This window comes from Bacillus sp. FF-1 (assembly GCF_028548245.1).
GTDB lineage: Bacteria > Bacillota > Bacilli > Bacillales > Bacillaceae_G > Bacillus_A > Bacillus_A paranthracis.
Genome location: NZ_JAQQGG010000003.1, coordinates 642,367 through 663,204, shown reverse-complemented (window position 1 = coordinate 663,204; position 20,838 = coordinate 642,367). Strand labels below are relative to the sequence as shown.

The window sequence follows — 20,838 nt, the reverse complement described above, 5'->3', positions numbered from 1 at the left end:
AATTTAGGGGAAGTCTATGAAAAAAATAATATTTATCGTTTTACTGTTAATTAGCTTAAGTGCAAATGTTAAAGTGTTTCTCCTAGACAAATATATCTTTGTTGGTGAACAAGTAAAGCGAGAGGAAGCGATTCTTGCAACGATGTGGCACTTGCAAGAAAAAGGATATAAAGAAAGTGATATTTTATATATAAAACCGGCCTTTTATAGCAAAATGGATTCTTATGGTATGAATGTACAGTTTAAAGATGAACCAAACGAATCATATACATATAGAGTTTTGAAAGATGCGAAAACCAATAAAGTAACTGTACACCAAGATAGCAATGAGCCAGGTGGTATGGGCGGGAAGCATCAAGAGCTTAAATAAAGAAAGAAAAACGACTGATGGCATTCGCCTGCAGTCGTTTTCTTTTAATCATACTTATGCCGATCTTCCGTAATTCGAATATACTCAATATCCATCAAATCTCTAAGCAATGCACCGTTACTTAGTTCAACTCCATGTTTCTCTTTAAAATGAGTACGAATCGTATCTAACATTTCGATTTCTTTCCCATTCACATCTAAAATAATACGTTCAGAATCATCCATGTAGCACCCTCCTTTTCTAAACATATATATTTTGTCCGTTTATTTCTAAAAAATGTATGTTAATGTAATGTTAGGAAATAAGAAAGGGATGGAAAATGAGACGTATTTATTTTATAGGGTTAATTTTGTATACGCTAATTGTATTGCACGTTGCATTCCCAAATATCTTTTCATTTGAGGATGTAGAAACAGTACATATCGGGATATTTATCTTTATTCTATTTGTAGTAGACTGCTGTATTTCGATATGGCTTTCGAAAAGAAAACATGTACAAGATAAAAAAGAAATGGAACGAAAAAAGAGAAAACGTTCATTTTGGATGATGACGTACTGTTTGTCTTTAGTGCTTACTGCTGTCTTTTTTAGTGAGCATATTCCAATAGAAAGATTAAATATTGGATTTGGAGCGTTCGTATTTGCATACTATTTTTTCATGCATTTTCTTCCTTATATGAAAGAAAAGCGAGGAGAAGAGGAAGATCCGCTTGTAGAAGAAGCGAGAGAACAAGAGCATAAGAGAATAGAAGAAGATATACAGAAACTTGGGGAACAAAAATGGTATTTGAAATCTAAAATTATATATGTTCTTTGCTTTATTACGCCGCCAATCGGTTATTTGTATGTATTCTGCCTTCGTAAAAAAATGACAGAAGATGCAAGGCAATCTTATTTAACAGTAGCTACGATTATGATGGCATTATGGTCTTTGAAGTTTCTTCCGCCTTATGTGTTGGCGATCGTTATTGTTGTTGTGGTTTGTTTTGTCTTTATAGTAAAGTATGTGAAATAAGTTGTAGTTATATAGACTACAGCTATATAATTATAATCGCAATAGTTTTATATAATGATATTAAAAAGGAGATGCGGTATGAGTTTAATTAAATTAGTAACTAAAGCAGCCGCTAAAGTTACAGCAGAAGTAGTGGGCGGTGCGATAGAAGCAGTAGGAGAAGTTACGAACAGTAATTTCATAAAGGATGTTGGAAAAGGTGTTAATAAAGCTACTGTGAAAACTGGGGAAATCGTTGGGAATCTTGCTGATGGGACGTATGATGCTATAGGTGGTCTTATTACAGATGATAAACAGCAAGCGAAGCGAGGATACGAAGAAATACTTGGAACAGTTCAAGATACAGCAACGACAATTGGAAAAGGGATTGTACATGTTTCGGAAAAGGGAGTTGAAACTGTACAAGCAATAAGAGAAGGAGATACTGATAAAGCAATAGAAGCAGGGAAAGAATTAGCTAAAGTTGCAGCTGTAGGCGTCTTCTCAGTTGGAGTTATTGATATAGTTGATGGTGTGGATGGAATCGCCGACGGAGTAGAAGGTGATAGTGTAGCACAAGCATCAGCTCCAGAAGTAATGGATGCAGAATATACAGCGGAGGAAAACCCGAATACGCATCATGTAACACCCCATGAAAGAGTTTTACCTGACGGGAGAACAATATGGGTAGATGGTGATGGCGATACGAGTGTACATACACAAGGTGGCTGGGAACAGCATAATCCAGATTACAGAATTCCAAAAGTATAAATGAAAATAGGGTAAATAAGAGAAGCCTCTTATTTACCCTATTTATTTTTATAAATTAAAGCTCACCTTGCTCCTCATCACCACGAACAACAAGGACATCGCATTTCGCATAGCGAATAATATGTTCAGAGACGCTACCAATTAGGAAACGCTCAACAGCATTTAAACCAGTTGCACCACACATAATTAAATCTACTTTATGATTTGGAGCGATTTCTTTTGAAATTTTTGATTTAGGATTACCAAATTCTAATACAGTTTCAATTTTTTCAAGGCCAGCTTCAAGCGCAGTTTTTTTGTAGTCTTCTAATAAGTCTTCTGCAAATAGATTTGCACGTTCAGCAATTGCACGGCTATAAGCTTCTACTGCTGAGTATGCTTTTACATCAACGATATGAGCAATAGTTAATGTTGCATTGTTGCGTTTTGCGACTTGAATTGCTTTTTTAAAGGCTTTTTCTGCTTCTTTAGAACCATCCACCGCGATTAAAATATTTGTATATGTATTATTCATAGTAAATTCCTCCCAATCATTTTTATTACCGTTTACAACTTTATTATAAAACAAATTTTGGTAATGTGCTTGCCAGAAACGTTACAGAATTTCGAAAACTCTGTTTTGATTCATTTTAGTTGTAATTGGTGCGAGAACTTGTTACATATGAACTATAGCAATTTAAAAGGGGGCCGTTTTGTGAGACACGCGCTCATTACAGCCGGTACGAAAGGTTTAGGAAAGCAAGTAACAGAAAAATTATTGGCTAAAGGCTATTCAGTAACAGTAACATATCATAGCGATATCACGGCTATGGAAAAGATGAAAGAAACATATAAAAATATGGAAGAGCGTCTACAATTCGTGCAAGCGGATGTCACGAAAAAGGAAGATTTACATAAAATAGTAGAAGAAGCGATAAGCCGTTTTGGCAAAATCGATTTCTTAATTAATAATGCTGGTCCATATGTATTTGAACGAAAAAAGTTAGTCGATTATGAAGAAGATGAATGGAATGAAATGATTCAGGGTAATTTAACAGCGGTGTTTCATTTGTTGAAACTTGTCGTTCCGATTATGAGAAAACAGAACTTTGGCCGTATTATTAATTACGGATTTCAAGGGGCGGATAGCGCACCGGGATGGATTTATCGTTCAGCTTTTGCCGCAGCGAAAGTAGGACTTGTTTCATTAACGAAAACAGTGGCTTACGAAGAAGCTGAATATGGTATTACTGCAAACATGGTATGTCCTGGTGATATTATTGGTGAAATGAAAGAAGCGACGATTCAAGAAGCACGTCAGTTGAAAGAACGTAACACACCAGTTGGTAGATCTGGAACAGGTGAAGATATTGCAAGAACGATTGCGTTTTTATGTGAGGACGATTCCGATATGATTACCGGTACAATTATTGAAGTGACTGGTGCAGTTGATGTTATTCATAGACATCGATAGAGAAAAATAAAGAGAAGTTTCGAATAATTGGACAGTTTATCCTTTATGCAAAGAGGTGCGGATAATACTGTCCTTTAATATAAAATTAAATCTATCGGAAAACTTGTATTATTTTTTGTCAAATATTGAGATATTATGTTAAAATATAAGAGCGTAGAAAGCGCTTTAAAAAATGATTCAGGGGTCATTTCATAACTCAAGGGGGAACTAATAATGCGTATCGGTATTCCAACAGAAATTAAAAACAATGAAAACCGCGTGGCAATGACGCCAGCGGGAGCAGTACATTTAGTACAAAATGGTCATGAAGTTTTTGTTCAAAAAGGAGCAGGTTTAGGATCTGGCTTTACGGATGAAGAATACGTACAAGCTGGTGCGAAACTTGTTGAAACTGCTGAAGAAGCATGGAATCAAGATATGGTTATGAAGGTAAAAGAGCCAGTAGCAAGTGAATACGGTTATTTCCGTGAAGGTTTAATTTTATTCACATACTTACACTTAGCTCCAGAACCAGAATTAACAAAAGCATTAATTGATAACAAAGTTGTATCAATTGCATACGAAACAGTACAATTAGACAATCGTTCATTACCATTACTTGCACCTATGAGTGAAGTAGCAGGTCGTATGTCTGCACAAATCGGTGCACAATTCCTTGAGAAAAACAAGGGTGGTAAAGGTATTTTACTTGCAGGCGTTCCAGGGGTAAAACGCGGCAAAGTAACAATTATCGGCGGTGGTCAAGCTGGTACAAACGCAGCGAAGATTGCAGTAGGTTTAGGTGCAGATGTAACAATCATCGACTTAAGTGCAGAACGTCTTCGTCAACTAGATGACATTTTCGGTAACCAAGTAAAAACGTTAATGTCTAATCCATACAACATCGCAGAAGCTGTAAAAGAATCTGATCTTGTTATTGGTGCAGTATTAATTCCAGGTGCAAAAGCGCCAAAACTTGTAACAGAAGAAATGATTCAATCAATGGAACCAGGTTCTGTCGTTGTAGATATCGCGATTGACCAAGGTGGTATTTTCGAAACAACTGACCGTATTACAACTCATGACAACCCAACTTACGAAAAACATGGCGTTGTTCATTATGCAGTTGCTAATATGCCAGGTGCGGTTCCACGTACATCAACTCTTGCATTAACAAATGTAACAGTACCATATGCAGTACAAATTGCGAACAAAGGCTACAAAGATGCTTGCTTAGGCAACACTGCATTACTAAAAGGTATTAACACATTAGATGGATACGTAACATTCGAAGCAGTTGCAGAAGCTCACGGTTTACAATACGCTGATGCGAAAGAGCTTCTTGAAAAAGCTCCTGCTTTATCATAATTAAAATATATGTAGCCTTCCTTTTTTTAGGAGGGCTTTTATTTAAAATAAAAACATCTTATAATATATATAATAAGAAATTAGGATGAGAATGGGAGGCACAACATGGGGGATATTTATGATATTTTGTCATTTGTTTTGCTTATAGGGGTTACCATATCATTTCGGGAAAATTGTACGTTTAAACACAATTTGGACACATTTCAAGTGTTTCCTGTACGTTAAGAGACATTTGTCCAGAAAATCTTCTTTATTTATTGTAATTTGAATGTATATTTTTGTTGTATAAGTTGGGGATATTAGGGATTCAGTGGAAAAGTAATGTTTAAAAGGATATGAAAGTAAACTAATATTCAAAATTTTACATTGGAGAATAAGAAAAAGAATTTCGATTTTAGTTTTTTTCTTATTTTGATACTATCCGTATCTTATTTCAGTTTATATATTTTGTAATACATAGATGCCTAAAAATAGAATGTGATGAGGCCTAAGAAAGAAAAGACAGCTGAGTTATTGCTGTCTTTTTGTTATTTAATTTTTGATCCAATCCATCGTCCAAGTTCTTTACCCCATTTTATAGGATAATAAGATGCATTAGTTGAAGTTGTTACAAATGTTGTTTTACCACCATTTGTGTTTAATAATTCTTTTTTTGAAAGTAGAGTACATTTGTTTTTATTCATTGTTATTTCTTCTTTTAATATATTAGTATTTTTTCTTTTTAAATTTATATAATTGATAGAGGCATTTTTATTTATTACCATTTGCCGCCTGGCATACCATGTTTATATTGCATTTCCATTGATGGACCTGGTCCTTTTGTGTATGATTCGAATTGTTCACGTATCCATTTGTTAACATTTATAGCTCCGCCATTAGTTTTTTCTATTTCTTTTTTATTAAGATTTTTTAATTTTGTTTTTTTTAGTTCCACGATTAAAATTCCCCTTATTATATAGATTTTTTATGTGTTCTAATTTATAAAATACCCCTATCAATTATATAAATTGATAGGGATATTTTTAATTATTATTACCATTTACCGCCTGGCATGCCATGTTTGTATTGCATTTCCATTGATGGACCTGGTCCTTTTCCATATTCCTTAGCAAGTTTCCAAAGTTCTGATCCAATTGTATACATGTCAAAAGGACTTACTCCACCATTTACTTTTTCAATTTCCTCTTTGTTCATTTCCTGTAATTTTGTTGTGTTTAGTTTCATGATATTTCCTCCTAATTATAATGTGTTGAAATTGCATTAATTTTTGAAATTAATAACAATATTGATTATATATTGTAATATACATATTTTAATATGCAATTTTACATATTTTTTAAAATTTGAAATTTATAATTATATAATTTACTTATTAAATTTTACATAGGAATAAGAGGGTAGGATATAACTTGAAAAGAAAATTTATTTGTGTCAAACAACAGGATTTAAAAGATTGTGGGCCAGCTTGTCTTTCAATGGTTTCTCGTTATTATGGTCTTTCTGTAGCTATATCAAAAATTAGAGAAATTGCTGGAACAGATTTAGAAGGGACAAATGTACAAGGATTAATTGAATCTGGTGAAAAATTAGGTTTTGAGGTAAAAGGTGTTAAAGCAACTGATTCAGAGGCTTTAAATGAAATTCCTTTACCTGCAATTGCACATGTTGTTATGCCAGGAGGATTACTTCATTATGTAGTGGTTTATAAAATAAAAAAGCAAAAAATATATGTAGCTGATCCGGCTGAAGGGTTAGTGGTATATTCGAGAGATGATTTTTGCAAAATTTGGACTGGAATATTAGTATTATTAGTTCCTAGTCAAAATTTTCAAACGGGAAATAAGGATGTAGGAACATTATCACGTTTTTTAGTATTACTAAAAACACAAAAATCTTTGCTTTTTCCTATATTTTTAGCATCCATTTTCTTAAATTTATTCGGATTATTGGGAGCGTTTTATTTTAAATTTTTAATAGATGATATTGTAGTTAATCAGTTAATACAGTCACTTCATATTATTTCTGTTGGAGTTATTGTTTTGTATATTTTTAAAGTTTTACTTTCTTATTTTAGAACACATTTAATTTTATATTTGAGTCGAAGGATTGATGTTCAATTAGTACTTGAATATTATCGTCATGTAATTAATTTACCTATGAATTTTTTTGAAACCAGAAAAGTAGGTGAAATTATTTCAAGGTTTATGGATGCTGGTAAAATACGTGATGCTTTATCAAATGTAACTATTACATTAATGATTGATACTGTAATGGTTTTATTAGGTGCAATTTTATTATATGCACATAGTCCAATGTTATTCGGAATTACATTATTATTAATTCCATTTTATATAGGGATTATATTTGTATTTCATAAACCATATCAACGTATTAATCGTAAGGAAATGGAAAGTAATGCAAAGTTAACATCGTATTTAATAGAGTCTTTAAATGGGATTGCAACTGTAAAATCTTATAATGCTGAAAAAGAAGTGTTCTATCAAACAGAAAGTCGTTTTGTTAATTTACTTAGATATATATTTAAAAAAGGAATGTTATTGAATTTACAGGGTTCTATTAAGACAGGACTTGAATTGATTGGTGGTACAATTATTCTTTGGGTGGGTGCTATGCAAGTATTAAAGGGGAATATGACAATAGGTGAATTGATTACGTATAATGCACTTTTGGCATATTTTCTAAACCCTATTGAAAATTTAATAGGAATTCAACCTACTATGCAATCTGCATTGGTTGCAGGGGAAAGATTAAATGAAATATTTGATTTGGATATAGAAAAAGATGAAAAAGAACATAATAAAGTTTTTCCAAAGTATTTATCTGGGAAAATTAAGTGTTCGAATATTACATTTCGCTATGGAACACGTAAGAATGTTTTAAATAATATAAGTTTTTCTATTGAACCAGGTAGTCAAGTAGCTTTTGTAGGGGAAAGTGGTTCAGGTAAAACAACAATTTCAAAATTATTAATGTCCTACTATGAACCGCAACAAGGTGAAATATATTATGATGATTATCATATTAAAGAGATAAATCGAACAGCATTGAGAGAACGAATTGCGTATGTATCACAAGAATCTTTTTTCTTTAGTGGATCTATTTATGATAATTTAAGATTTGGACTTAACAATTCTGTTTCATTAGAAGAAATTATTCAAGTATGTAAACAGGCTTGTGTTCATGATTTTATTAGTGATTTACCTTTGCGTTATGAAACCCCTCTGGAGGAAAATGCTTCGAATTTATCAGGTGGACAAAGACAACGTTTAGCAATTGCGAGAGCCTTATTGAAAAAACCGGATATATTGATTTTAGATGAAGCAACAAGTAATTTAGATTCTACAACTGAAAAACATATTACAGATATGTTAAAAGAATTAGGTTTACAAGGAATAACAGTAATTATGATTGCTCATCGTTTAAGTACAATTGAACATGCAAATCAAATTTTTGTAATGGAAAAGGGTAATATTATAGAAGAAGGTTCACATGTAGAATTATTATTTAAAAAAGGTGAATATTATCGTCTTTGGAAGAATCAAACAGTTCATGTAGAGCATATAGAACAACAATTTTATGCAATGAGGGGTGATCAATATGAGTAAAATCTATTCTTTTGATCAATTTACAGATAGTGTGGAGCTATTAGAAAGAAAACCACCTCGGTTTATTGCTGTATTATTATCCTTGCTTTTTTTGAGTTTAATAGGTTTTATGATTTGGGCATATGTTGGGAAGTTTGATGTTGTTAGTAAAGGAACTGCAATAATACAAGGTAAAACGGATATAAGTGTATCTAAAACTGAAATAGCAGGTATTGTAGATAATGTTAAAGTTAAATCAGGGGATGAGGTAAAAAAAGGTGATATTTTGATTCAATTAAAGAATCAAGAATTAACTAATAGACAAAATCAAGTGAATCAAATTGTGAAATATTTAGAAGAAAAAAGAGGGATGTTGGAACAATTAAAAAAAAGTATTCAAGTACATCAATTTTCTTTTTCTAATGGAGTAGATACAAAAATTAAAGAAGAGTATAAAACATATGAACAGGGATACCAATCTTTACAAAATGAAAAGGAAAATGAAATAGAAGTAATAGAAAATAGTAAATTATCAAATGAACAAGATCAGATTTTACAAGGATTAATTATGGAAAAAGACAATGTTCAAAGAGAAATAGAGTCTATTGATAAACAAAAAAAGAGAGGAAAATTATTAGAAGAACAAAAACAATTATTGGATGATAAAGAGTGGTCCTTAGATTCCCAAAAAAATGGTATTGAAAAGCAAATTGAACAGAGAAAAAAAGGTTTAGAAAATGAAAGAAATAAGGTTGATATTATTAGGAAAGGTAAACAAGAACAAAAAAGAGATGTTTTAAATCAATATAAAGAAAATGCTATTACTTCAGTTAATCAACGAATTGAATCTTTAGATCAGGAAATATTTGTGAATAAACAAGAAATAGATGGATTACAAAGTCAAAATGAAATGACAATTATAAAAGCAAAAAAGGATGGTATTGTACAATTTCCTTCTATCATACAGACAGGTGATTTGATTGAATCTGGTGAAGAGATAGTTTCAATTATTCCAAAGGAAGATGAAAAAAGGGTAAGAATTTTGTTGTCAGCTCAAGATATAAAAGAGATTAAAAAAGGAGATAAAATTCAATATTCATTTAAGTTAAAAAAGACGGATAAACAAATAGGAAAAGTGACATATTTATCAGCACATCCAATTTTGGATAAAGATTCAAAAGCCTATGTATATGAATTAGAAGGGACAATTGATACTAAAGAATTATATGAGTTGCATACAGGGATGGTAGGCAGGGCTTCTATAGTGATAGGAGAAGAACCTATATGGAAATTTATATTGAGAAAACTAGATTTGACTTCTAATTAGTATAACTTAATAAAAACGAGGAGAAATAGGTATATGTTAGCGAAACTAAATAAATTTATGTTTAATTTACCTGTAATTTGGTTTGTATTGCTTATAGTATTGGGGACATTTTTAGTTGTAATACCATTAGATTTATTTTTACCACCATTAAAACAACATCCGATAAAGGAAGAACCAGCTATCATACAGATATTAGTAGGTGTATTTGCGGCACCTATATATGAAACAGTAATTTACCAGGTGTTTTTATTTTGGGTATTAAGTTGTATTCCTTTTATTAAAGATTTTGATTATCTTATTATTTTAATCGCATCAATTATATTTGGATTAAGTCATCCAGAGGGTATTACTTATATAGTTGCTACAGCAATAATTGGGGTATTATATAATTACGCTTATTGGGTATATCAAAAAAAGAATGAAAAAGTTAAAGTTACAATATCTGCTTTTTGGATTGTTTTTTTGATTCACTCATTACATAATTCTATTGTTGTTATTGCAAATGTTTTCTAATAAATAATAGTTTGATTATATAGATTGCGTATATTGGTTTGTTGGATAAATGATGATTTCCTGGACAAATATTTCTTAACGTACAGAAAACACTTGGATTGTATCTAAACGTACAATTTTCCCGAAATGATATGGTGACCCCTTATAGTAGGAATTATTACAATGATTTTAGGTAAAAAGAAGAATAATCCGAAACTAAGAGGTATTGGTATTGGAATTGTAACCGCAGTACTTATTATTGGATTGCCTGATTTTGCAAAAGGTTATACGAAAGGTGTACTTTCTGCTGGAGATAGTACATTTCCGATAAAATAAAAAAAGATCTTTAATTTTTCTTATAGTTAGGAAAGATTAGGGATCTTTTTTGATTTCAGAATATGGGATTTTTTTCTTGTTAGTAAAATACCTCTTATGCTAATTTTAAGATAAGTATATAAAAGGGTGTAAAGGGGAGAGATTCTATGGGAAAAATAAATTTAATGGAGCTAACAAAAGACATTCAAGAGCAACATAAAAACTTCGTCGTTTCAAATGTAAATAGTCATTGCTTACGAATCGCTGTGTTTACTGGTGAATATGATTGGCACTATCATTCTAATTCAGATGAATTATTTATTGTGTTAGAGGGAGAATTACTTATTGATTTTGAAGATGGAGAAACAGCGGTATTAAAGCCGAATGATTCTATTTTAATTCCAGCATGTACGATTCATAGAACGAGAGCATTAAAGAGAACGGTAAATCTTTGTTTTGAACATATAGAGGCGGATACGATTAAAGTGGAGCAATTATGAAAAAATTATCCGTAGCCGAGTATAGAAAAATCCTTCCAATTTTAGAAAGCCATACAAAAACGACGACGTTTGCTTATGCGGTATGTGATCAAGTGATAGATGGTGATGTTTTTGTAAACGAGAAGTTAACAGCAGGACTAATTCGTACAGCGAATGGCATTTATTATTTATTTGGTCATACTGATGATCAAAATTACAACGAAGATTTATTTTCTTTTATAAAAAAGGCTATTGAAAAAACAGAGAAGAGATTTACATTGTTCTCTTCGAGTGACGAGTGGGAAATGATGATAGAAGAACGTTTTAGTCATGTACTTCGAAACATCCCGCGAATGAAGTTTCAAAGCGTAATCTTTGAAGAGAGAAAACGAGATTGTAACAAAAATACATATGAAGTGAAGCGTATTGATAGAAGATATATAGAACGAAGCAGTGAATTTACTGAGGAGTACTACAAAGAATATTGGGGATCAAAAGAAACATTTTTAAACGATGGTTTTGGATTTTGTATAGAACTAGAGGGAATGATTGTAGCGGAATGTGTTTCAATATTTAGTGGAAACGGATTTGCTGAAATTGATATTGTGACGCATAAAGCATATCAAGGGAAAGGATTAGCTCAAGCTGTTGCAGCAAGGTTTATTGAATATTGCATGCAAAATGATATTATACCGTGCTGGGATTGTTATGTAGACAATACTTCTTCGCGAAAATTAGCTAGCAAATTAAGTTTTCATAATCCAATAGAATATAGATTATTTGTACGGAAGAAAACGGGGGAATAAAAATGAATGTGGAATTAACGAGATTTAAAGTGAAGCCTGGTAAAAGTCATCGTGTAGATGAATGGATGCAGCTTCTGAATGACAATATGAAAGAAGTGCTTTTGACATTAAACGACGAAAAGATGTACGTTGAGACAATTTTCCGGGAAATAAGAGATGGAGAAGAGTACTTATATTGGTATTCTGTGCAAGGAGAAGGCGGGGCTCTTGTCGAAAATTCTCATCATGAAATTGATAAAAAGCATTTGGAATTTTGGTATGAATGTATTGATGAAGAAGCACCCTCTGTTGATATGAAAACAGAAGTCGTTATGATTCAAGATGTTGTGAAGGATGCGATGAAATAATAGATTGGTATTTTGTAACCGTAAAATGGTCATCTTTTTGGTTGAATATACATTATTGGAGATGCTGTAGGATGAGAATTAGTAATAAATATATCACTCTCAATGAAATAGAAGTAATAAGAGAACCTTTAAATAAATTGCATGAATATCATAATAATACATCAAAACATTTTTCTGGTGACTATCCAAGAATGTCATTTGAGGAACGTATTGAAAATTATAAACAAAATTCAAAGTACGGAGAGTATAGAATTGAATTATTAGTTGAGACGGAAACAGATAATATATTAGGATGTTGTATAGCATATAGCAAAAGTGTAAACGGAAAGATTGAAGTTTTATTCGTTGATGAAAAACACCGAGGAAACGGATTTGGTTTGAAATTAATGAATAGTGCAGTGGAATGGTTTAAAGCGAAGAAGATAGATGAAATTGAATTAACAGTAGTGTACGGAAATGAAGCTGTATCGTTTTATGAAAAGCTGGGGTTTTATCCTCGTTCAATTATTATGGAAACTAAGTCATAACGATAGTATGGAGAGAGATGAGTGAGAGTCTTTATTTCAAAAAAGTGATTTATATGTTACTAAAGTATATGTGAAGGGCGCATCAAAATAGATGTGCTTTTTATTATGATAAAAATGTAGAAAAGCTGTATTTGGATATCTTTAAGTGAAAATAAAAGTGGGATATTAAGAATCTTTTAGGACAGACTATAAAGAAATAAAAAACAGAAAACCAAAAGACCTACCAATATAAGGTGTAATTGTAACAGGTAAAACAGAGGATTTACAAAGTTTACAAGGAGCGCCATATATTAAAGTGGCTGTTAGAGGTGTAACAGTTGAGAAATATTAATTACAGTCTATTAATGTGAATAATCAGAAAATTTATGTTATACTATATGAAAAGGAGGTTTATATGAGGCAAATACATGGAGCAATTTATATTTACATAACAATGTTTTTCGTGGCGATATCTTATGGATTAGGGCACGTGTATTCGCATCCTATACTAACTTTTTTAAGCGGAGCATGTATGGCGTTTGCGCTTCTTGTCCACCTTTTCTCAGTTTGGATCGTGAAATTTCAATTAAATATTAGTGAAATAGAAGAAGGCACTTTTTAAGTGGCCTTCTTTTTTTAATAATATTTTGGAAGTTCTTGGAGCAATTTTTCAATTTTGCATTCGGTTTCTTCACATATAGACAGTGTGCGTAGTCGGAAAAACAAACTACGTAAGAAAGATTTTACATTTCCGTATAAGTACTCGTACGATTCAATATGTAATGTTTGTTTTTTGACGGGTAATTGAGCTACTAAGTCATGAAGGGCTAATAGGAGTACTTCTTCCTTTAGACCATTTTGTAGCATTGCCACAATCGGATAAACGAGACGCTCGTCTTCTTCATATTTGTAGTAAATAGAATGGACACAGACTTTGTTTAATAAAGTTTGTAATATTTCTTCGTAACATAAAGTTTCCAGTTTAGGACTACGAACAAGCGCTTCAAATGTATCGGAAGCATGAGCGATACTATGTGCCCAGCCGTGGTCTTGCACATATCCCCGGAAATCATGTTCGTTGTTCATATATAGAATTAGTTGATCTTTTACATTTGAAATATCAGTCCGTGATAAGAAATTATGATTTGTATCAGCATCAATAATGAGGGCAATTAATAATGTTGTAAATGCTCGCGTAAATACCGCATCTTCATCAGCCGAATGAATCTTATACAATAAATATTTTTCACTGATGCTTTCTAATAGTAGTTTCTGTAATTGCGTGTGTGAAAGGTATTCCTTTTTGATGAGATGATAAAAAGTAGAGTAAATAAGTTTGTCTCTTAAATAGCTATCAGTAACACCGATATGTTCAAGCATATTGGAACTTAAAGAATCAATGTTAACTTTGTTATCCAGCATGTAATTATTATTACGAATTTCTTCTAACTGTTGTTGTAACATATAAACCTCCTATTTTAGAAAATTCTGTATTTTAATAGTATAATAGAAGGAAGAAATAGACAATAAATAAGTGCATTTGAATGGAGGGGCATGATGAAGAGAGCATTATTCTTTTTCATTAGTATTTTCTTTTTAGGAAGCTGCTCGATTTGGTATGTTACTTTTTCTAGCGAGAGCAAAAGTTGGACGGGACAATATAAAGGCCATATTAAGGATGACAGTGAAGATGGAATGTTTACATTTCAGTATAAGGGCGGAGATGGAAATACAGAATTTAAAAATTTAGAGATTGCTATTAATGGAGCCTTTAGCACAATGACACAAACGTCAGAAAATCATAAAGGAGCAAAGATTGAAATGAAGTCTTCTTGTGTAAGTTGTGCGCCTCTATCTAAAGATGAACCGATAGAGATTGTGATTAAATGGGATGATAAGTATGAAGAGAAGATGGTGTTAAAGCGGAAATAGAAAAAGGCAGCACTCACGCTGCCTTTTTTATTATTTTACAAATTGTAATTCTTTCGGGAATTTCGTTAAAATTTCTGATCCGTCTTTTGTGATATAAATATCATCTTCAATACGAACGCCACCTACGTTTGGTACGTAAATACCTGGCTCGATTGTGAAGACCATACCTTCTTTTAATGGAGATTCGTTACCAGCTTTTACATCTGGATATTCGTGTACGCTAATTCCTAGTCCGTGACCAAGGCGGTGCGGGAAGAAGTCGCCGTAACCTGCATCTGCGATAACAGAACGAGCAGCGTTGTCGATTGCACCAAGTGTAACACCTGGTTTACATGCTTCAACTGCTTGTAGTTGTCCAGCAAGTACAGTGTTGTAAATACGAGTTTGTTCTTCAGAAATGTCGCCAAATGCCACTGTACGTGTAATGTCAGAGCAATAGCCGTCAATGATTACGCCTAAATCAAATAGTACGAAATCGCCGCGTTTCATTTTGTTTGCACCTGGAATACCGTGTGGAAGAGCAGAGTTTGCACCTGCTAATACCATCGTATCAAATGACATTTTATGTATGCCTTTTGTTTTTAATTCGTGTTCAATAATTGCTAATACTTCTAGTTCGCTACGATCTTCTTTAATTGCATTTACACCAACCTCAACAGCATAGTCTGCCATTTTAGCTGCTTCGCGTAAAATAGAAAGTTCTTTTTCGTCTTTAATTAAACGAAGTTCACGAACTTTTTCCTCAGCTGACGTGAAAGCTGCATTTGGGAATAATTTTGTTAATTCTTCGTAACGCTCTACGTTTAAATGTTCTTTTTCAATTGCAACTGCATTTGCATTGATACCGCGGTCTTTAATTGCTTTTGCAATCATATCCCATGGTCTGTCAGTATCAGTAAATCCGATAATTTCATGTGCCCAGCCAGCGTTACGTGCTTGGCCTTCTTCCATTTTAGGGCAAATTAAAATAGGTTCTTTTTCTTGGAATACAAACATACCAAGAAGTCTTTCGTGTGGTTCACAGTGGAAGTTTGTCATGTAGAAGACGTTCGGTGTAGAAGTTAAGAACGCAGCTTCAACGTTTTTTTCTTTTAGCCATTGCATTAAATTTTCTAATCTAGCATTCATCGATTGGCACCCCCGAGATATTTAATTACAAATATAACTTTAACTCGGAAGAAAGCGTTATGACAAGTAAATCGATGTTAGAAAAGACAGGGAATTGAAAAATCATGTAGAATAAAAAGTGAGAATGTAATAAGGGGAGGAATGTAATAATGAAAGTATCTTATCACGGGCATTCAGTTGTAAAGATTGAAACGAATGGAAAAGTAATTTTAATTGATCCGTTTTTAACAGGAAATCCAAAAACAGATTTAAAGGCTGAAGATGTAAAAGTAGATGCGATTCTTTTATCACACGGTCATGGTGATCATGTTGGAGATACAGTAGAACTTGCGAAGAAAAATAATGCAGTTGTAGTGGCACCATTTGAACTAGCGACATTTTTAAGTTGGCAAGGTGTAAAAACACATCCGATGCATATTGGTGGTTCACATGAATTTGACTTCGGAAAAGTGAAGTTTACACAAGCATTCCACGGCTCTAGTTATATTGATGAAGAAAATAAGACGATTACATATACAGGTATGCCAGCGGGTATTTTATTTACAGCAGAAGAGAAGACTTTGTACCATGCAGGGGATACTGCTCTATTCTCTGATATGAAATTAATTGGGGAATTAAATAACATTGATGTAGCATTTTTACCAATTGGTGATAATTTCACAATGGGACCAGAAGATGCTGTTTTAGCAGCAAAATGGGTTCAGGCGAAAACTGTTGTACCGATGCATTACAATACGTTCCCGGTTATTGAACAAGATCCATATCAATTTGTAGAAAAGCTACAAAATTGTACAGGGAAAGTATTAGAAGCTGGAGAAAGTATTACACTATAGAAAAGAAACCCTTCATTTGAAAAGACAAGTGAAGGGTTTTTTACGTGTGTAGGACAGCTTGTAAAGGTTGTACTTGTTTTGATGATTCTTTTCTTTTTGGAAGTGGCTGTTCAGGTGTTTCATTCAATTCCATTGCAACTTTTTTCCCGTCTACGAAAGCTAACAATACAGCACCTACAACTTCTAATAATTTTTTCATCATGTATCCGCTCCTTTGTTTCATTTCTTGTCTTCATTGTATATGGAAGTGGCTGGACAAACTATCGAACGAGATGACAATACCATTACATTGTTGTAATAGAAGAAGTGGTGTAATGTAAGGTGTATTTTGTTATAAAAAAAATAGTACAGATATACAAAGAGAGAGTGTAACAGTTTTGAAAATATAGTATACTGAAAATACAACACATGAAGAATTTAGGGAAAAGAAAGTATGGTGAAACCATTTGGCTACCAAGCATAACCAAATTTTAGAACATATTAATAGCCTGCCAGTAGGGCATAAAATTTCTGTAAGGCAAATTGCAAAAGATTTGAGTGTAAGTGAAGGTACAGCTTATCGTGCAATTAAAGATGCAGAAAATAAAGGGTATGTTAGTACGATTGAACGTGTCGGAACAATTCGAATTGAACAAAAGAAGAAAGAAAATATTGAAAAGCTGACATATGCAGAAGTCGTTAACATTGTCGATGGTCAAGTACTTGGAGGCAGAGAAGGACTACATAAAACGTTAAATAAATTCGTAATCGGAGCAATGAAATTAGAAGCGATGATGCGCTATACAGAAGCTGGAAACTTACTTATTGTCGGTAATCGTACGAACGCACATCAATTAGCGTTAGAAACCGGAGCTGCGGTGTTAATTACGGGCGGATTTGATACGGAAGATCATGTGAAGAAATTAGCAGATGAATTAAAACTGCCGATTATTTCAAGTAGTTACGATACATTTACAGTTGCAACGTTAATTAACCGTGCGATTTACGATCAGCTTATTAAGAAAGAAATTGTACTCGTTGAAGATATTTTAACGCCAATTGAAGAAACGTTATATTTAAAGCCAGATGATACAGTGCAGCAATGGCATGCGTATAACGAAGAGACGATGCACGGAAGATATCCGATTGTTGATGAAAATAAAAAAGTGTTAGGTATTGTAACTTCAAAAGATATGATCGGTGTAGCGAAAGAAACACCAATTGATAAAGTGATGACAAAGCATCCGATTACGGTAAATGGAAAAATGTCTGTCGCAGCTGCGGCGCGTATGATGGTGTGGGAAGGTATTGAGTTACTTCCAGTTGTTGATGAAGGAAATAAGTTGCAAGGTATTATTAGCCGTCAAGATGTACTTCAGGCGTTGCAAATGATTCAGCGTCAACCGCAAGTCGGTGAAACAATCGATGATATTGTAACGAATCAATTTATGACGCCGAAAGAAGCGAAAAATGAGCATCTATATCAATTTTCAGTGACACCGCAAATGACGAATTCAATCGGAACGCTATCTTACGGTGTATTCGCAACGATTGTGACAGAAGCAACGAATCGCGTTATTCGTGCGCAAAAGAAGAGCGATTTAATTGTTGAGAACTTAACAATTTATTTCGTAAAACCAGTTCAAATTGACAATGTTGTATCGGTTCATCCGAAAGTATTAGAAATAGGACGTAAATTTGGTAAGGTTGATGTAGAAGTACATCATGAAGGTAATGTTGTTGGGAAAGCATTACTTATGGTGCAATTGATCGATAAATAAAAAGATGGAGCAAGCCGCTTTGGTTTGTTCCATTTTTTTTAAGAAGGTATAGTAGAGCTTTTTAAAATTTAGTTATCAACTGAATCTATTATGTTTTGAATTGCAAAAGAAAAAGGTAAATTACGTTCTGTTTCATATTTATAAATAGAAGCGTGCAATCATTTGAAGATGCTTGAACAATAATTGTGGAGGTGTCGAATGGGAGTAATAATTCTCTTTTTAGGGGTAGTATTTGCAATAACTTTTCATGTGTTAACACATCGAAGAATGGATATAAAGAAAAAGAAATTGTATGTAGTAAGTTTGATTTTCGCTATTGTTTGTTCCTTTATCTCTACAGCTGGAGAAAATAAGGGCGATTTTCTATACTTTGGTGTACCAGCTGAAACATTTGTTTATTATGGTGGATGGGAAATATCTTTTAATCCATTAGGCTTTTTCTTTAACTTTATTTTGTTTTATTGGATTTTGAAGCTGTTATTTAAGCTGCGTAAGAGTTTGGGTAGTGAAGTGCAAAAATAGCAGTATATGTTGGAGACTTTAGCTAATCTATATCAGGTTAGAGAATTGGTTGTTAGTCGATAGAAAAGCTTACACTACTAATTATTAAAGGGAAACTATGCTGCACTATATGTACTAGGGGGGAGAAGAATGGATTTTCACATTAAAGAGCAGTTATGTAAGCAATATAATTTAAATAGTCTTATGAAAGTTTCATTGTTGCATGGGGGAGAAAATCAAACATATATGTTCGAATCGGACAAAAATAAATTTGTAGTTAGGCAGTATAGAGAAGGACGTTATACAGCCGAGCAAATAGAAGCTGAAATACATTGGTTAATAGCGATACAAAAACAAATGTTAGTACCAGAAGTAGTTGTAAATAAAGATGGTGACTGGATCACACCTGTTATGAAAGATGAGGGAAGTATCCAGTATTTTGTTGTCTTTAGGTTTATAAATGGAAGTGAAATTATAGAACCAAAGGATAAAGATTATGAAAAACTTGGATCACTCATGCGAATGTTTCATGAAAAAGCAAATGGAGTACTTAAAAGTGTGCCGCAAACTTGGAGGGGTTATGAAAGACCTATATATAGCGAGAAAAAGATGATTCATGAGCCTTTACAATGTTTATTACATGCTTCTTTTTTATCTTATGAGGATAAAAATAAATGCTTGAGAATTGCAGAAAGAATACAAGAACTTACAAACTCAATTCAATTGGGAGAAAAACAATTTGTTCACGGAGATATGCATTTTGGAAATATTCTTGTAGACAAAGAGGATTGGTATTTACTCGATTTTGATGAATGTGGATTTGGGTATAAAGAGTTTGATATTGGTGTTCCTAGATTGCATTTAATTGCTTCTGGACAGTTAGAAGAGGCATGGGGGAACTTCATGATGGGATATGGGGGAAATATTTCGGAAGCAGCCATTCGACTTGGAACTGCTTTAAGAATCTTTTATATGGCAGGGAAAATACCATTAAGACTTGATATTGAACCTATTAAAAAGAATCCTGATTATTTCATTCGCCGATATATTCAGTATGCGGAAGAGGAGTTATACAGTAAGACAATTGTCTGATAAAAAAACAGAATATTAATTCATTTGGATTCTAGACTATGTTATAATTTAATTGTAAGAAAATGGATTTCTGAAAGGTGGTATGCATGATGTCATCGACAGTACTCTTTTTTGGTAGTATCGCACTATTTTACTTCCTTGTGATGATACCGATTCAATATTTATACTTACAAGGTTTACATGAAAAAAAGAAAAAAACAGGATTATCTCAGCGAGAGCTATATGAAAAAATGTCTTTTGGGGAAGAACAGTTACATCTCCATGTGCAAGGCAATCCATTCAATATTCCTTCTGCGTTTGTCGCATATATGATTTTGAAAGTTAGAGGACGTAAAAAAGCATCACAATGTTGATGCTTTTTTACGTTGCTTCATAGACTTCGGCTTCTTCAACTGCTAATGGTAAGAAATGTTTGTATTGGCGAAATCCATTAAATACACTTGCACTGCCAAATAGAACGAATAAGATACCAACGATAATACGAGCGGTTGAAAGTTCTAAAAAGAATTGGTTTATCCCGAAGAATAAGACGAATGAACCGAGTGCCATTGCGGATTTTCCTGAGAGCCAACCTTTCTCCATTGGGCGGTTTGTACGAAAGTATTTTGTTTTGTAGAAGAGGTACAACATAAATGAGACGATAATACAGAAGACTAATACTGGCATCATGCACACTCCCATCGCTTTATGAAAAAATAGTAGAGAAAAAAGAAATATCTAAACTTTCTAATTTTTATTATAAAGCAATTGTTCGCATGTATGAAATACTTTCCGTTATAA

General features: G+C 32.9%; 29 protein-coding genes and 1 pseudogene. 21 read left to right on the top strand and 9 right to left on the bottom strand.

Translation table 11 applies throughout. The annotated features are described in order from the left end of the window. Window positions 1-16 precede the first annotated feature (16 nt). Window positions 17-370, top strand: a complete 354-nt coding sequence (locus PQF83_RS13910; protein WP_000720046.1) for a DUF3139 domain-containing protein — start codon at window positions 17-19, stop codon at window positions 368-370. Between the two features lie 44 nt (window positions 371-414). Here the strand turns inward: PQF83_RS13910 and PQF83_RS13905 are convergent, their stop codons facing one another. Then, window positions 415-594 (bottom strand): hypothetical protein, encoded by a 180-nt coding sequence (locus tag PQF83_RS13905; protein WP_000342760.1) that lies wholly within the window; start codon window positions 592-594, stop codon window positions 415-417. A gap of 95 nt (window positions 595-689) precedes the next feature. Here PQF83_RS13905 and PQF83_RS13900 point away from each other — a divergent pair, with 95 nt between their 5' ends. After that, complete coding sequence (locus PQF83_RS13900; RefSeq protein WP_001252896.1) at window positions 690-1,385, top strand: hypothetical protein; 696 nt, start codon at window positions 690-692, stop codon at window positions 1,383-1,385. A 78-nt stretch (window positions 1,386-1,463) separates the two neighbouring features. Continuing rightward, window positions 1,464-2,135, top strand: coding sequence for a hypothetical protein (locus PQF83_RS13895; protein ID WP_000052602.1), 672 nt, complete (start codon window positions 1,464-1,466; stop codon window positions 2,133-2,135). Window positions 2,136-2,190: 55 nt separating this feature from the next. Here PQF83_RS13895 and PQF83_RS13890 read toward each other — a convergent pair whose 3' ends face one another. Then, window positions 2,191-2,649, bottom strand: a complete 459-nt coding sequence (locus PQF83_RS13890; RefSeq protein WP_001066673.1) for a universal stress protein — start codon at window positions 2,647-2,649, stop codon at window positions 2,191-2,193. A gap of 147 nt (window positions 2,650-2,796) precedes the next feature. On the opposite strand from PQF83_RS13890, the gene PQF83_RS13885 reads away from it, so the two are divergent. Both PQF83_RS13885 and ald read left to right on the top strand, forming a co-directional pair. After that, on the top strand, window positions 2,797-3,588 hold the full coding sequence (locus tag PQF83_RS13885; protein WP_002163505.1) for an SDR family oxidoreductase: 792 nt from the start codon (window positions 2,797-2,799) through the stop codon (window positions 3,586-3,588). A 213-nt stretch (window positions 3,589-3,801) separates the two neighbouring features. Then, complete coding sequence (gene ald, locus PQF83_RS13880; RefSeq protein ID WP_001219405.1) at window positions 3,802-4,935, top strand: alanine dehydrogenase; 1,134 nt, start codon at window positions 3,802-3,804, stop codon at window positions 4,933-4,935. 527 nt (window positions 4,936-5,462) lie between these two features. Here the strand turns inward: ald and PQF83_RS13875 are convergent. The 3 genes from PQF83_RS13875 to PQF83_RS13865 all read right to left on the bottom strand — a co-directional run bounded on the left by PQF83_RS13875 (window position 5,463) and on the right by PQF83_RS13865 (window position 6,159). Continuing rightward, window positions 5,463-5,699, bottom strand: a complete 237-nt coding sequence (locus PQF83_RS13875) for a hypothetical protein (RefSeq protein ID WP_000236389.1) — start codon at window positions 5,697-5,699, stop codon at window positions 5,463-5,465. Beyond that, the gene (locus tag PQF83_RS13870) at window positions 5,693-5,869 is read right to left on the bottom strand and encodes a hypothetical protein (RefSeq protein WP_000421056.1); all 177 of its coding nucleotides are present in this window, start codon (window positions 5,867-5,869) and stop codon (window positions 5,693-5,695) included. Before PQF83_RS13870 ends, PQF83_RS13875 begins: the two co-directional genes overlap by 7 nt. A gap of 98 nt (window positions 5,870-5,967) precedes the next feature. Beyond that, entirely contained in the window at window positions 5,968-6,159 is a 192-nt protein-coding gene (locus PQF83_RS13865) for a hypothetical protein (protein ID WP_000775177.1), read from the bottom strand. 185 nt (window positions 6,160-6,344) lie between these two features. Here PQF83_RS13865 and PQF83_RS13860 point away from each other — a divergent pair, with 185 nt between their 5' ends. The 10 genes and pseudogenes from PQF83_RS13860 (at window position 6,345) to PQF83_RS13815 (ending at window position 13,434) form a co-directional block, all read left to right on the top strand. Further along, window positions 6,345-8,561, top strand: a complete 2,217-nt coding sequence (locus PQF83_RS13860) for a peptidase domain-containing ABC transporter (RefSeq protein WP_000823107.1) — start codon at window positions 6,345-6,347, stop codon at window positions 8,559-8,561. Continuing rightward, on the top strand, window positions 8,554-9,867 hold the full coding sequence (locus PQF83_RS13855; RefSeq protein WP_000036958.1) for an HlyD family efflux transporter periplasmic adaptor subunit: 1,314 nt from the start codon (window positions 8,554-8,556) through the stop codon (window positions 9,865-9,867). Before PQF83_RS13860 ends, PQF83_RS13855 begins: the two co-directional genes overlap by 8 nt. 33 nt (window positions 9,868-9,900) lie before the next feature. Continuing rightward, window positions 9,901-10,380: a CPBP family glutamic-type intramembrane protease gene (locus PQF83_RS13850; protein ID WP_000879945.1), complete on the top strand. Its 480-nt coding sequence runs from the start codon at window positions 9,901-9,903 to the stop codon at window positions 10,378-10,380. A gap of 162 nt (window positions 10,381-10,542) precedes the next feature. Continuing rightward, complete coding sequence (locus PQF83_RS13845; RefSeq protein WP_000600385.1) at window positions 10,543-10,695, top strand: hypothetical protein; 153 nt, start codon at window positions 10,543-10,545, stop codon at window positions 10,693-10,695. Between the two features lie 146 nt (window positions 10,696-10,841). After that, complete coding sequence (locus PQF83_RS13840; RefSeq protein WP_000516428.1) at window positions 10,842-11,174, top strand: cupin domain-containing protein; 333 nt, start codon at window positions 10,842-10,844, stop codon at window positions 11,172-11,174. Beyond that, complete coding sequence (locus PQF83_RS13835) at window positions 11,171-11,959, top strand: GNAT family N-acetyltransferase (RefSeq protein ID WP_000736739.1); 789 nt, start codon at window positions 11,171-11,173, stop codon at window positions 11,957-11,959. Before PQF83_RS13840 ends, PQF83_RS13835 begins: the two co-directional genes overlap by 4 nt. 2 nt (window positions 11,960-11,961) lie before the next feature. Further along, a complete protein-coding gene (locus PQF83_RS13830) occupies window positions 11,962-12,306 on the top strand; it encodes a DUF6176 family protein (protein ID WP_001100205.1) in 345 nt (114 codons plus the stop codon). Window positions 12,307-12,377: 71 nt separating this feature from the next. Further along, entirely contained in the window at window positions 12,378-12,833 is a 456-nt protein-coding gene (locus PQF83_RS13825; protein ID WP_001222931.1) for a GNAT family N-acetyltransferase, read from the top strand. A gap of 138 nt (window positions 12,834-12,971) precedes the next feature. Beyond that, a pseudogene (locus PQF83_RS13820) lies at window positions 12,972-13,164 on the top strand (hypothetical protein); the annotation flags it as partial. A gap of 63 nt (window positions 13,165-13,227) precedes the next feature. Next, window positions 13,228-13,434, top strand: a complete 207-nt coding sequence (locus PQF83_RS13815; protein ID WP_001248905.1) for a hypothetical protein — start codon at window positions 13,228-13,230, stop codon at window positions 13,432-13,434. Between the two features lie 14 nt (window positions 13,435-13,448). Here the strand turns inward: PQF83_RS13815 and PQF83_RS13810 are convergent, their stop codons facing one another. Further along, window positions 13,449-14,276: a DUF2785 domain-containing protein gene (locus tag PQF83_RS13810; protein WP_000941483.1), complete on the bottom strand. Its 828-nt coding sequence runs from the start codon at window positions 14,274-14,276 to the stop codon at window positions 13,449-13,451. 90 nt (window positions 14,277-14,366) lie between these two features. Between PQF83_RS13810 and PQF83_RS13805 the strand changes: the two genes are divergently transcribed. After that, window positions 14,367-14,744: a hypothetical protein gene (locus tag PQF83_RS13805; protein ID WP_001998405.1), complete on the top strand. Its 378-nt coding sequence runs from the start codon at window positions 14,367-14,369 to the stop codon at window positions 14,742-14,744. A 30-nt stretch (window positions 14,745-14,774) separates the two neighbouring features. On the opposite strand, the gene pepQ is transcribed toward PQF83_RS13805, so the two are convergent. Beyond that, complete coding sequence (gene pepQ / locus PQF83_RS13800; RefSeq protein WP_000994042.1) at window positions 14,775-15,872, bottom strand: Xaa-Pro dipeptidase; 1,098 nt, start codon at window positions 15,870-15,872, stop codon at window positions 14,775-14,777. 149 nt (window positions 15,873-16,021) lie between these two features. Between pepQ and PQF83_RS13795 the strand changes: the two genes are divergently transcribed. Beyond that, on the top strand, window positions 16,022-16,705 hold the full coding sequence (locus PQF83_RS13795) for a metal-dependent hydrolase (RefSeq protein ID WP_000868938.1): 684 nt from the start codon (window positions 16,022-16,024) through the stop codon (window positions 16,703-16,705). Window positions 16,706-16,745: 40 nt separating this feature from the next. Here the strand turns inward: PQF83_RS13795 and PQF83_RS13790 are convergent, their stop codons facing one another. After that, complete coding sequence (locus tag PQF83_RS13790; protein WP_000976310.1) at window positions 16,746-16,907, bottom strand: hypothetical protein; 162 nt, start codon at window positions 16,905-16,907, stop codon at window positions 16,746-16,748. 244 nt (window positions 16,908-17,151) lie between these two features. Here PQF83_RS13790 and PQF83_RS13785 point away from each other — a divergent pair, with 244 nt between their 5' ends. The 4 genes from PQF83_RS13785 to PQF83_RS13770 all read left to right on the top strand — a co-directional run bounded on the left by PQF83_RS13785 (window position 17,152) and on the right by PQF83_RS13770 (window position 20,411). Then, a complete protein-coding gene (locus PQF83_RS13785) occupies window positions 17,152-18,465 on the top strand; it encodes a CBS domain-containing protein (RefSeq protein WP_000201583.1) in 1,314 nt (437 codons plus the stop codon). Window positions 18,466-18,663: 198 nt separating this feature from the next. Then, window positions 18,664-18,987, top strand: a complete 324-nt coding sequence (locus tag PQF83_RS13780) for a hypothetical protein (protein WP_000538208.1) — start codon at window positions 18,664-18,666, stop codon at window positions 18,985-18,987. A gap of 129 nt (window positions 18,988-19,116) precedes the next feature. Next, window positions 19,117-20,058 carry a phosphotransferase enzyme family protein gene (locus PQF83_RS13775; RefSeq protein ID WP_000345500.1) on the top strand — a complete coding sequence of 314 codons (942 nt, stop codon included), beginning with the start codon at window positions 19,117-19,119 and terminating at the stop codon, window positions 20,056-20,058. A gap of 89 nt (window positions 20,059-20,147) precedes the next feature. Next, window positions 20,148-20,411 (top strand): DUF3949 domain-containing protein, encoded by a 264-nt coding sequence (locus PQF83_RS13770; RefSeq protein WP_000099739.1) that lies wholly within the window; start codon window positions 20,148-20,150, stop codon window positions 20,409-20,411. A gap of 7 nt (window positions 20,412-20,418) precedes the next feature. On the opposite strand, the gene PQF83_RS13765 is transcribed toward PQF83_RS13770, so the two are convergent. Next, window positions 20,419-20,724 carry a YtpI family protein gene (locus PQF83_RS13765; RefSeq protein WP_001144765.1) on the bottom strand — a complete coding sequence of 102 codons (306 nt, stop codon included), beginning with the start codon at window positions 20,722-20,724 and terminating at the stop codon, window positions 20,419-20,421. Window positions 20,725-20,838: the final 114 nt, after the last annotated feature.

Excerpts from the sequence above, each read along its gene's own strand:
- PQF83_RS13910 (WP_000720046.1), top strand. The coding sequence starts at position 17 with ATGAAAAAAATAATATTTATCGTTTTACTGTTAATTAGCTTAAGTGCA.
- PQF83_RS13905 (WP_000342760.1), bottom strand. The coding sequence starts at position 594 with ATGGATGATTCTGAACGTATTATTTTAGATGTGAATGGGAAAGAAATC.
- PQF83_RS13900 (WP_001252896.1), top strand. The coding sequence starts at position 690 with ATGAGACGTATTTATTTTATAGGGTTAATTTTGTATACGCTAATTGTA.
- PQF83_RS13895 (WP_000052602.1), top strand. The coding sequence starts at position 1,464 with ATGAGTTTAATTAAATTAGTAACTAAAGCAGCCGCTAAAGTTACAGCA.
- PQF83_RS13890 (WP_001066673.1), bottom strand. The coding sequence starts at position 2,649 with ATGAATAATACATATACAAATATTTTAATCGCGGTGGATGGTTCTAAA.
- PQF83_RS13885 (WP_002163505.1), top strand. The coding sequence starts at position 2,797 with ATGAACTATAGCAATTTAAAAGGGGGCCGTTTTGTGAGACACGCGCTC.
- ald (WP_001219405.1), top strand. The coding sequence starts at position 3,802 with ATGCGTATCGGTATTCCAACAGAAATTAAAAACAATGAAAACCGCGTG.
- PQF83_RS13875 (WP_000236389.1), bottom strand. The coding sequence starts at position 5,699 with ATGGTAATAAATAAAAATGCCTCTATCAATTATATAAATTTAAAAAGA.
- PQF83_RS13865 (WP_000775177.1), bottom strand. The coding sequence starts at position 6,159 with ATGAAACTAAACACAACAAAATTACAGGAAATGAACAAAGAGGAAATT.
- PQF83_RS13855 (WP_000036958.1), top strand. The coding sequence starts at position 8,554 with ATGAGTAAAATCTATTCTTTTGATCAATTTACAGATAGTGTGGAGCTA.
- PQF83_RS13850 (WP_000879945.1), top strand. The coding sequence starts at position 9,901 with ATGTTAGCGAAACTAAATAAATTTATGTTTAATTTACCTGTAATTTGG.
- PQF83_RS13845 (WP_000600385.1), top strand. The coding sequence starts at position 10,543 with ATGATTTTAGGTAAAAAGAAGAATAATCCGAAACTAAGAGGTATTGGT.
- PQF83_RS13840 (WP_000516428.1), top strand. The coding sequence starts at position 10,842 with ATGGGAAAAATAAATTTAATGGAGCTAACAAAAGACATTCAAGAGCAA.
- PQF83_RS13835 (WP_000736739.1), top strand. The coding sequence starts at position 11,171 with ATGAAAAAATTATCCGTAGCCGAGTATAGAAAAATCCTTCCAATTTTA.
- PQF83_RS13830 (WP_001100205.1), top strand. The coding sequence starts at position 11,962 with ATGAATGTGGAATTAACGAGATTTAAAGTGAAGCCTGGTAAAAGTCAT.
- PQF83_RS13825 (WP_001222931.1), top strand. The coding sequence starts at position 12,378 with ATGAGAATTAGTAATAAATATATCACTCTCAATGAAATAGAAGTAATA.
- PQF83_RS13815 (WP_001248905.1), top strand. The coding sequence starts at position 13,228 with ATGAGGCAAATACATGGAGCAATTTATATTTACATAACAATGTTTTTC.
- PQF83_RS13810 (WP_000941483.1), bottom strand. The coding sequence starts at position 14,276 with ATGTTACAACAACAGTTAGAAGAAATTCGTAATAATAATTACATGCTG.
- PQF83_RS13805 (WP_001998405.1), top strand. The coding sequence starts at position 14,367 with ATGATGAAGAGAGCATTATTCTTTTTCATTAGTATTTTCTTTTTAGGA.
- pepQ (WP_000994042.1), bottom strand. The coding sequence starts at position 15,872 with ATGAATGCTAGATTAGAAAATTTAATGCAATGGCTAAAAGAAAAAAAC.
- PQF83_RS13795 (WP_000868938.1), top strand. The coding sequence starts at position 16,022 with ATGAAAGTATCTTATCACGGGCATTCAGTTGTAAAGATTGAAACGAAT.
- PQF83_RS13790 (WP_000976310.1), bottom strand. The coding sequence starts at position 16,907 with ATGATGAAAAAATTATTAGAAGTTGTAGGTGCTGTATTGTTAGCTTTC.
- PQF83_RS13780 (WP_000538208.1), top strand. The coding sequence starts at position 18,664 with ATGGGAGTAATAATTCTCTTTTTAGGGGTAGTATTTGCAATAACTTTT.
- PQF83_RS13775 (WP_000345500.1), top strand. The coding sequence starts at position 19,117 with ATGGATTTTCACATTAAAGAGCAGTTATGTAAGCAATATAATTTAAAT.
- PQF83_RS13770 (WP_000099739.1), top strand. The coding sequence starts at position 20,148 with ATGTCATCGACAGTACTCTTTTTTGGTAGTATCGCACTATTTTACTTC.
- PQF83_RS13765 (WP_001144765.1), bottom strand. The coding sequence starts at position 20,724 with ATGCCAGTATTAGTCTTCTGTATTATCGTCTCATTTATGTTGTACCTC.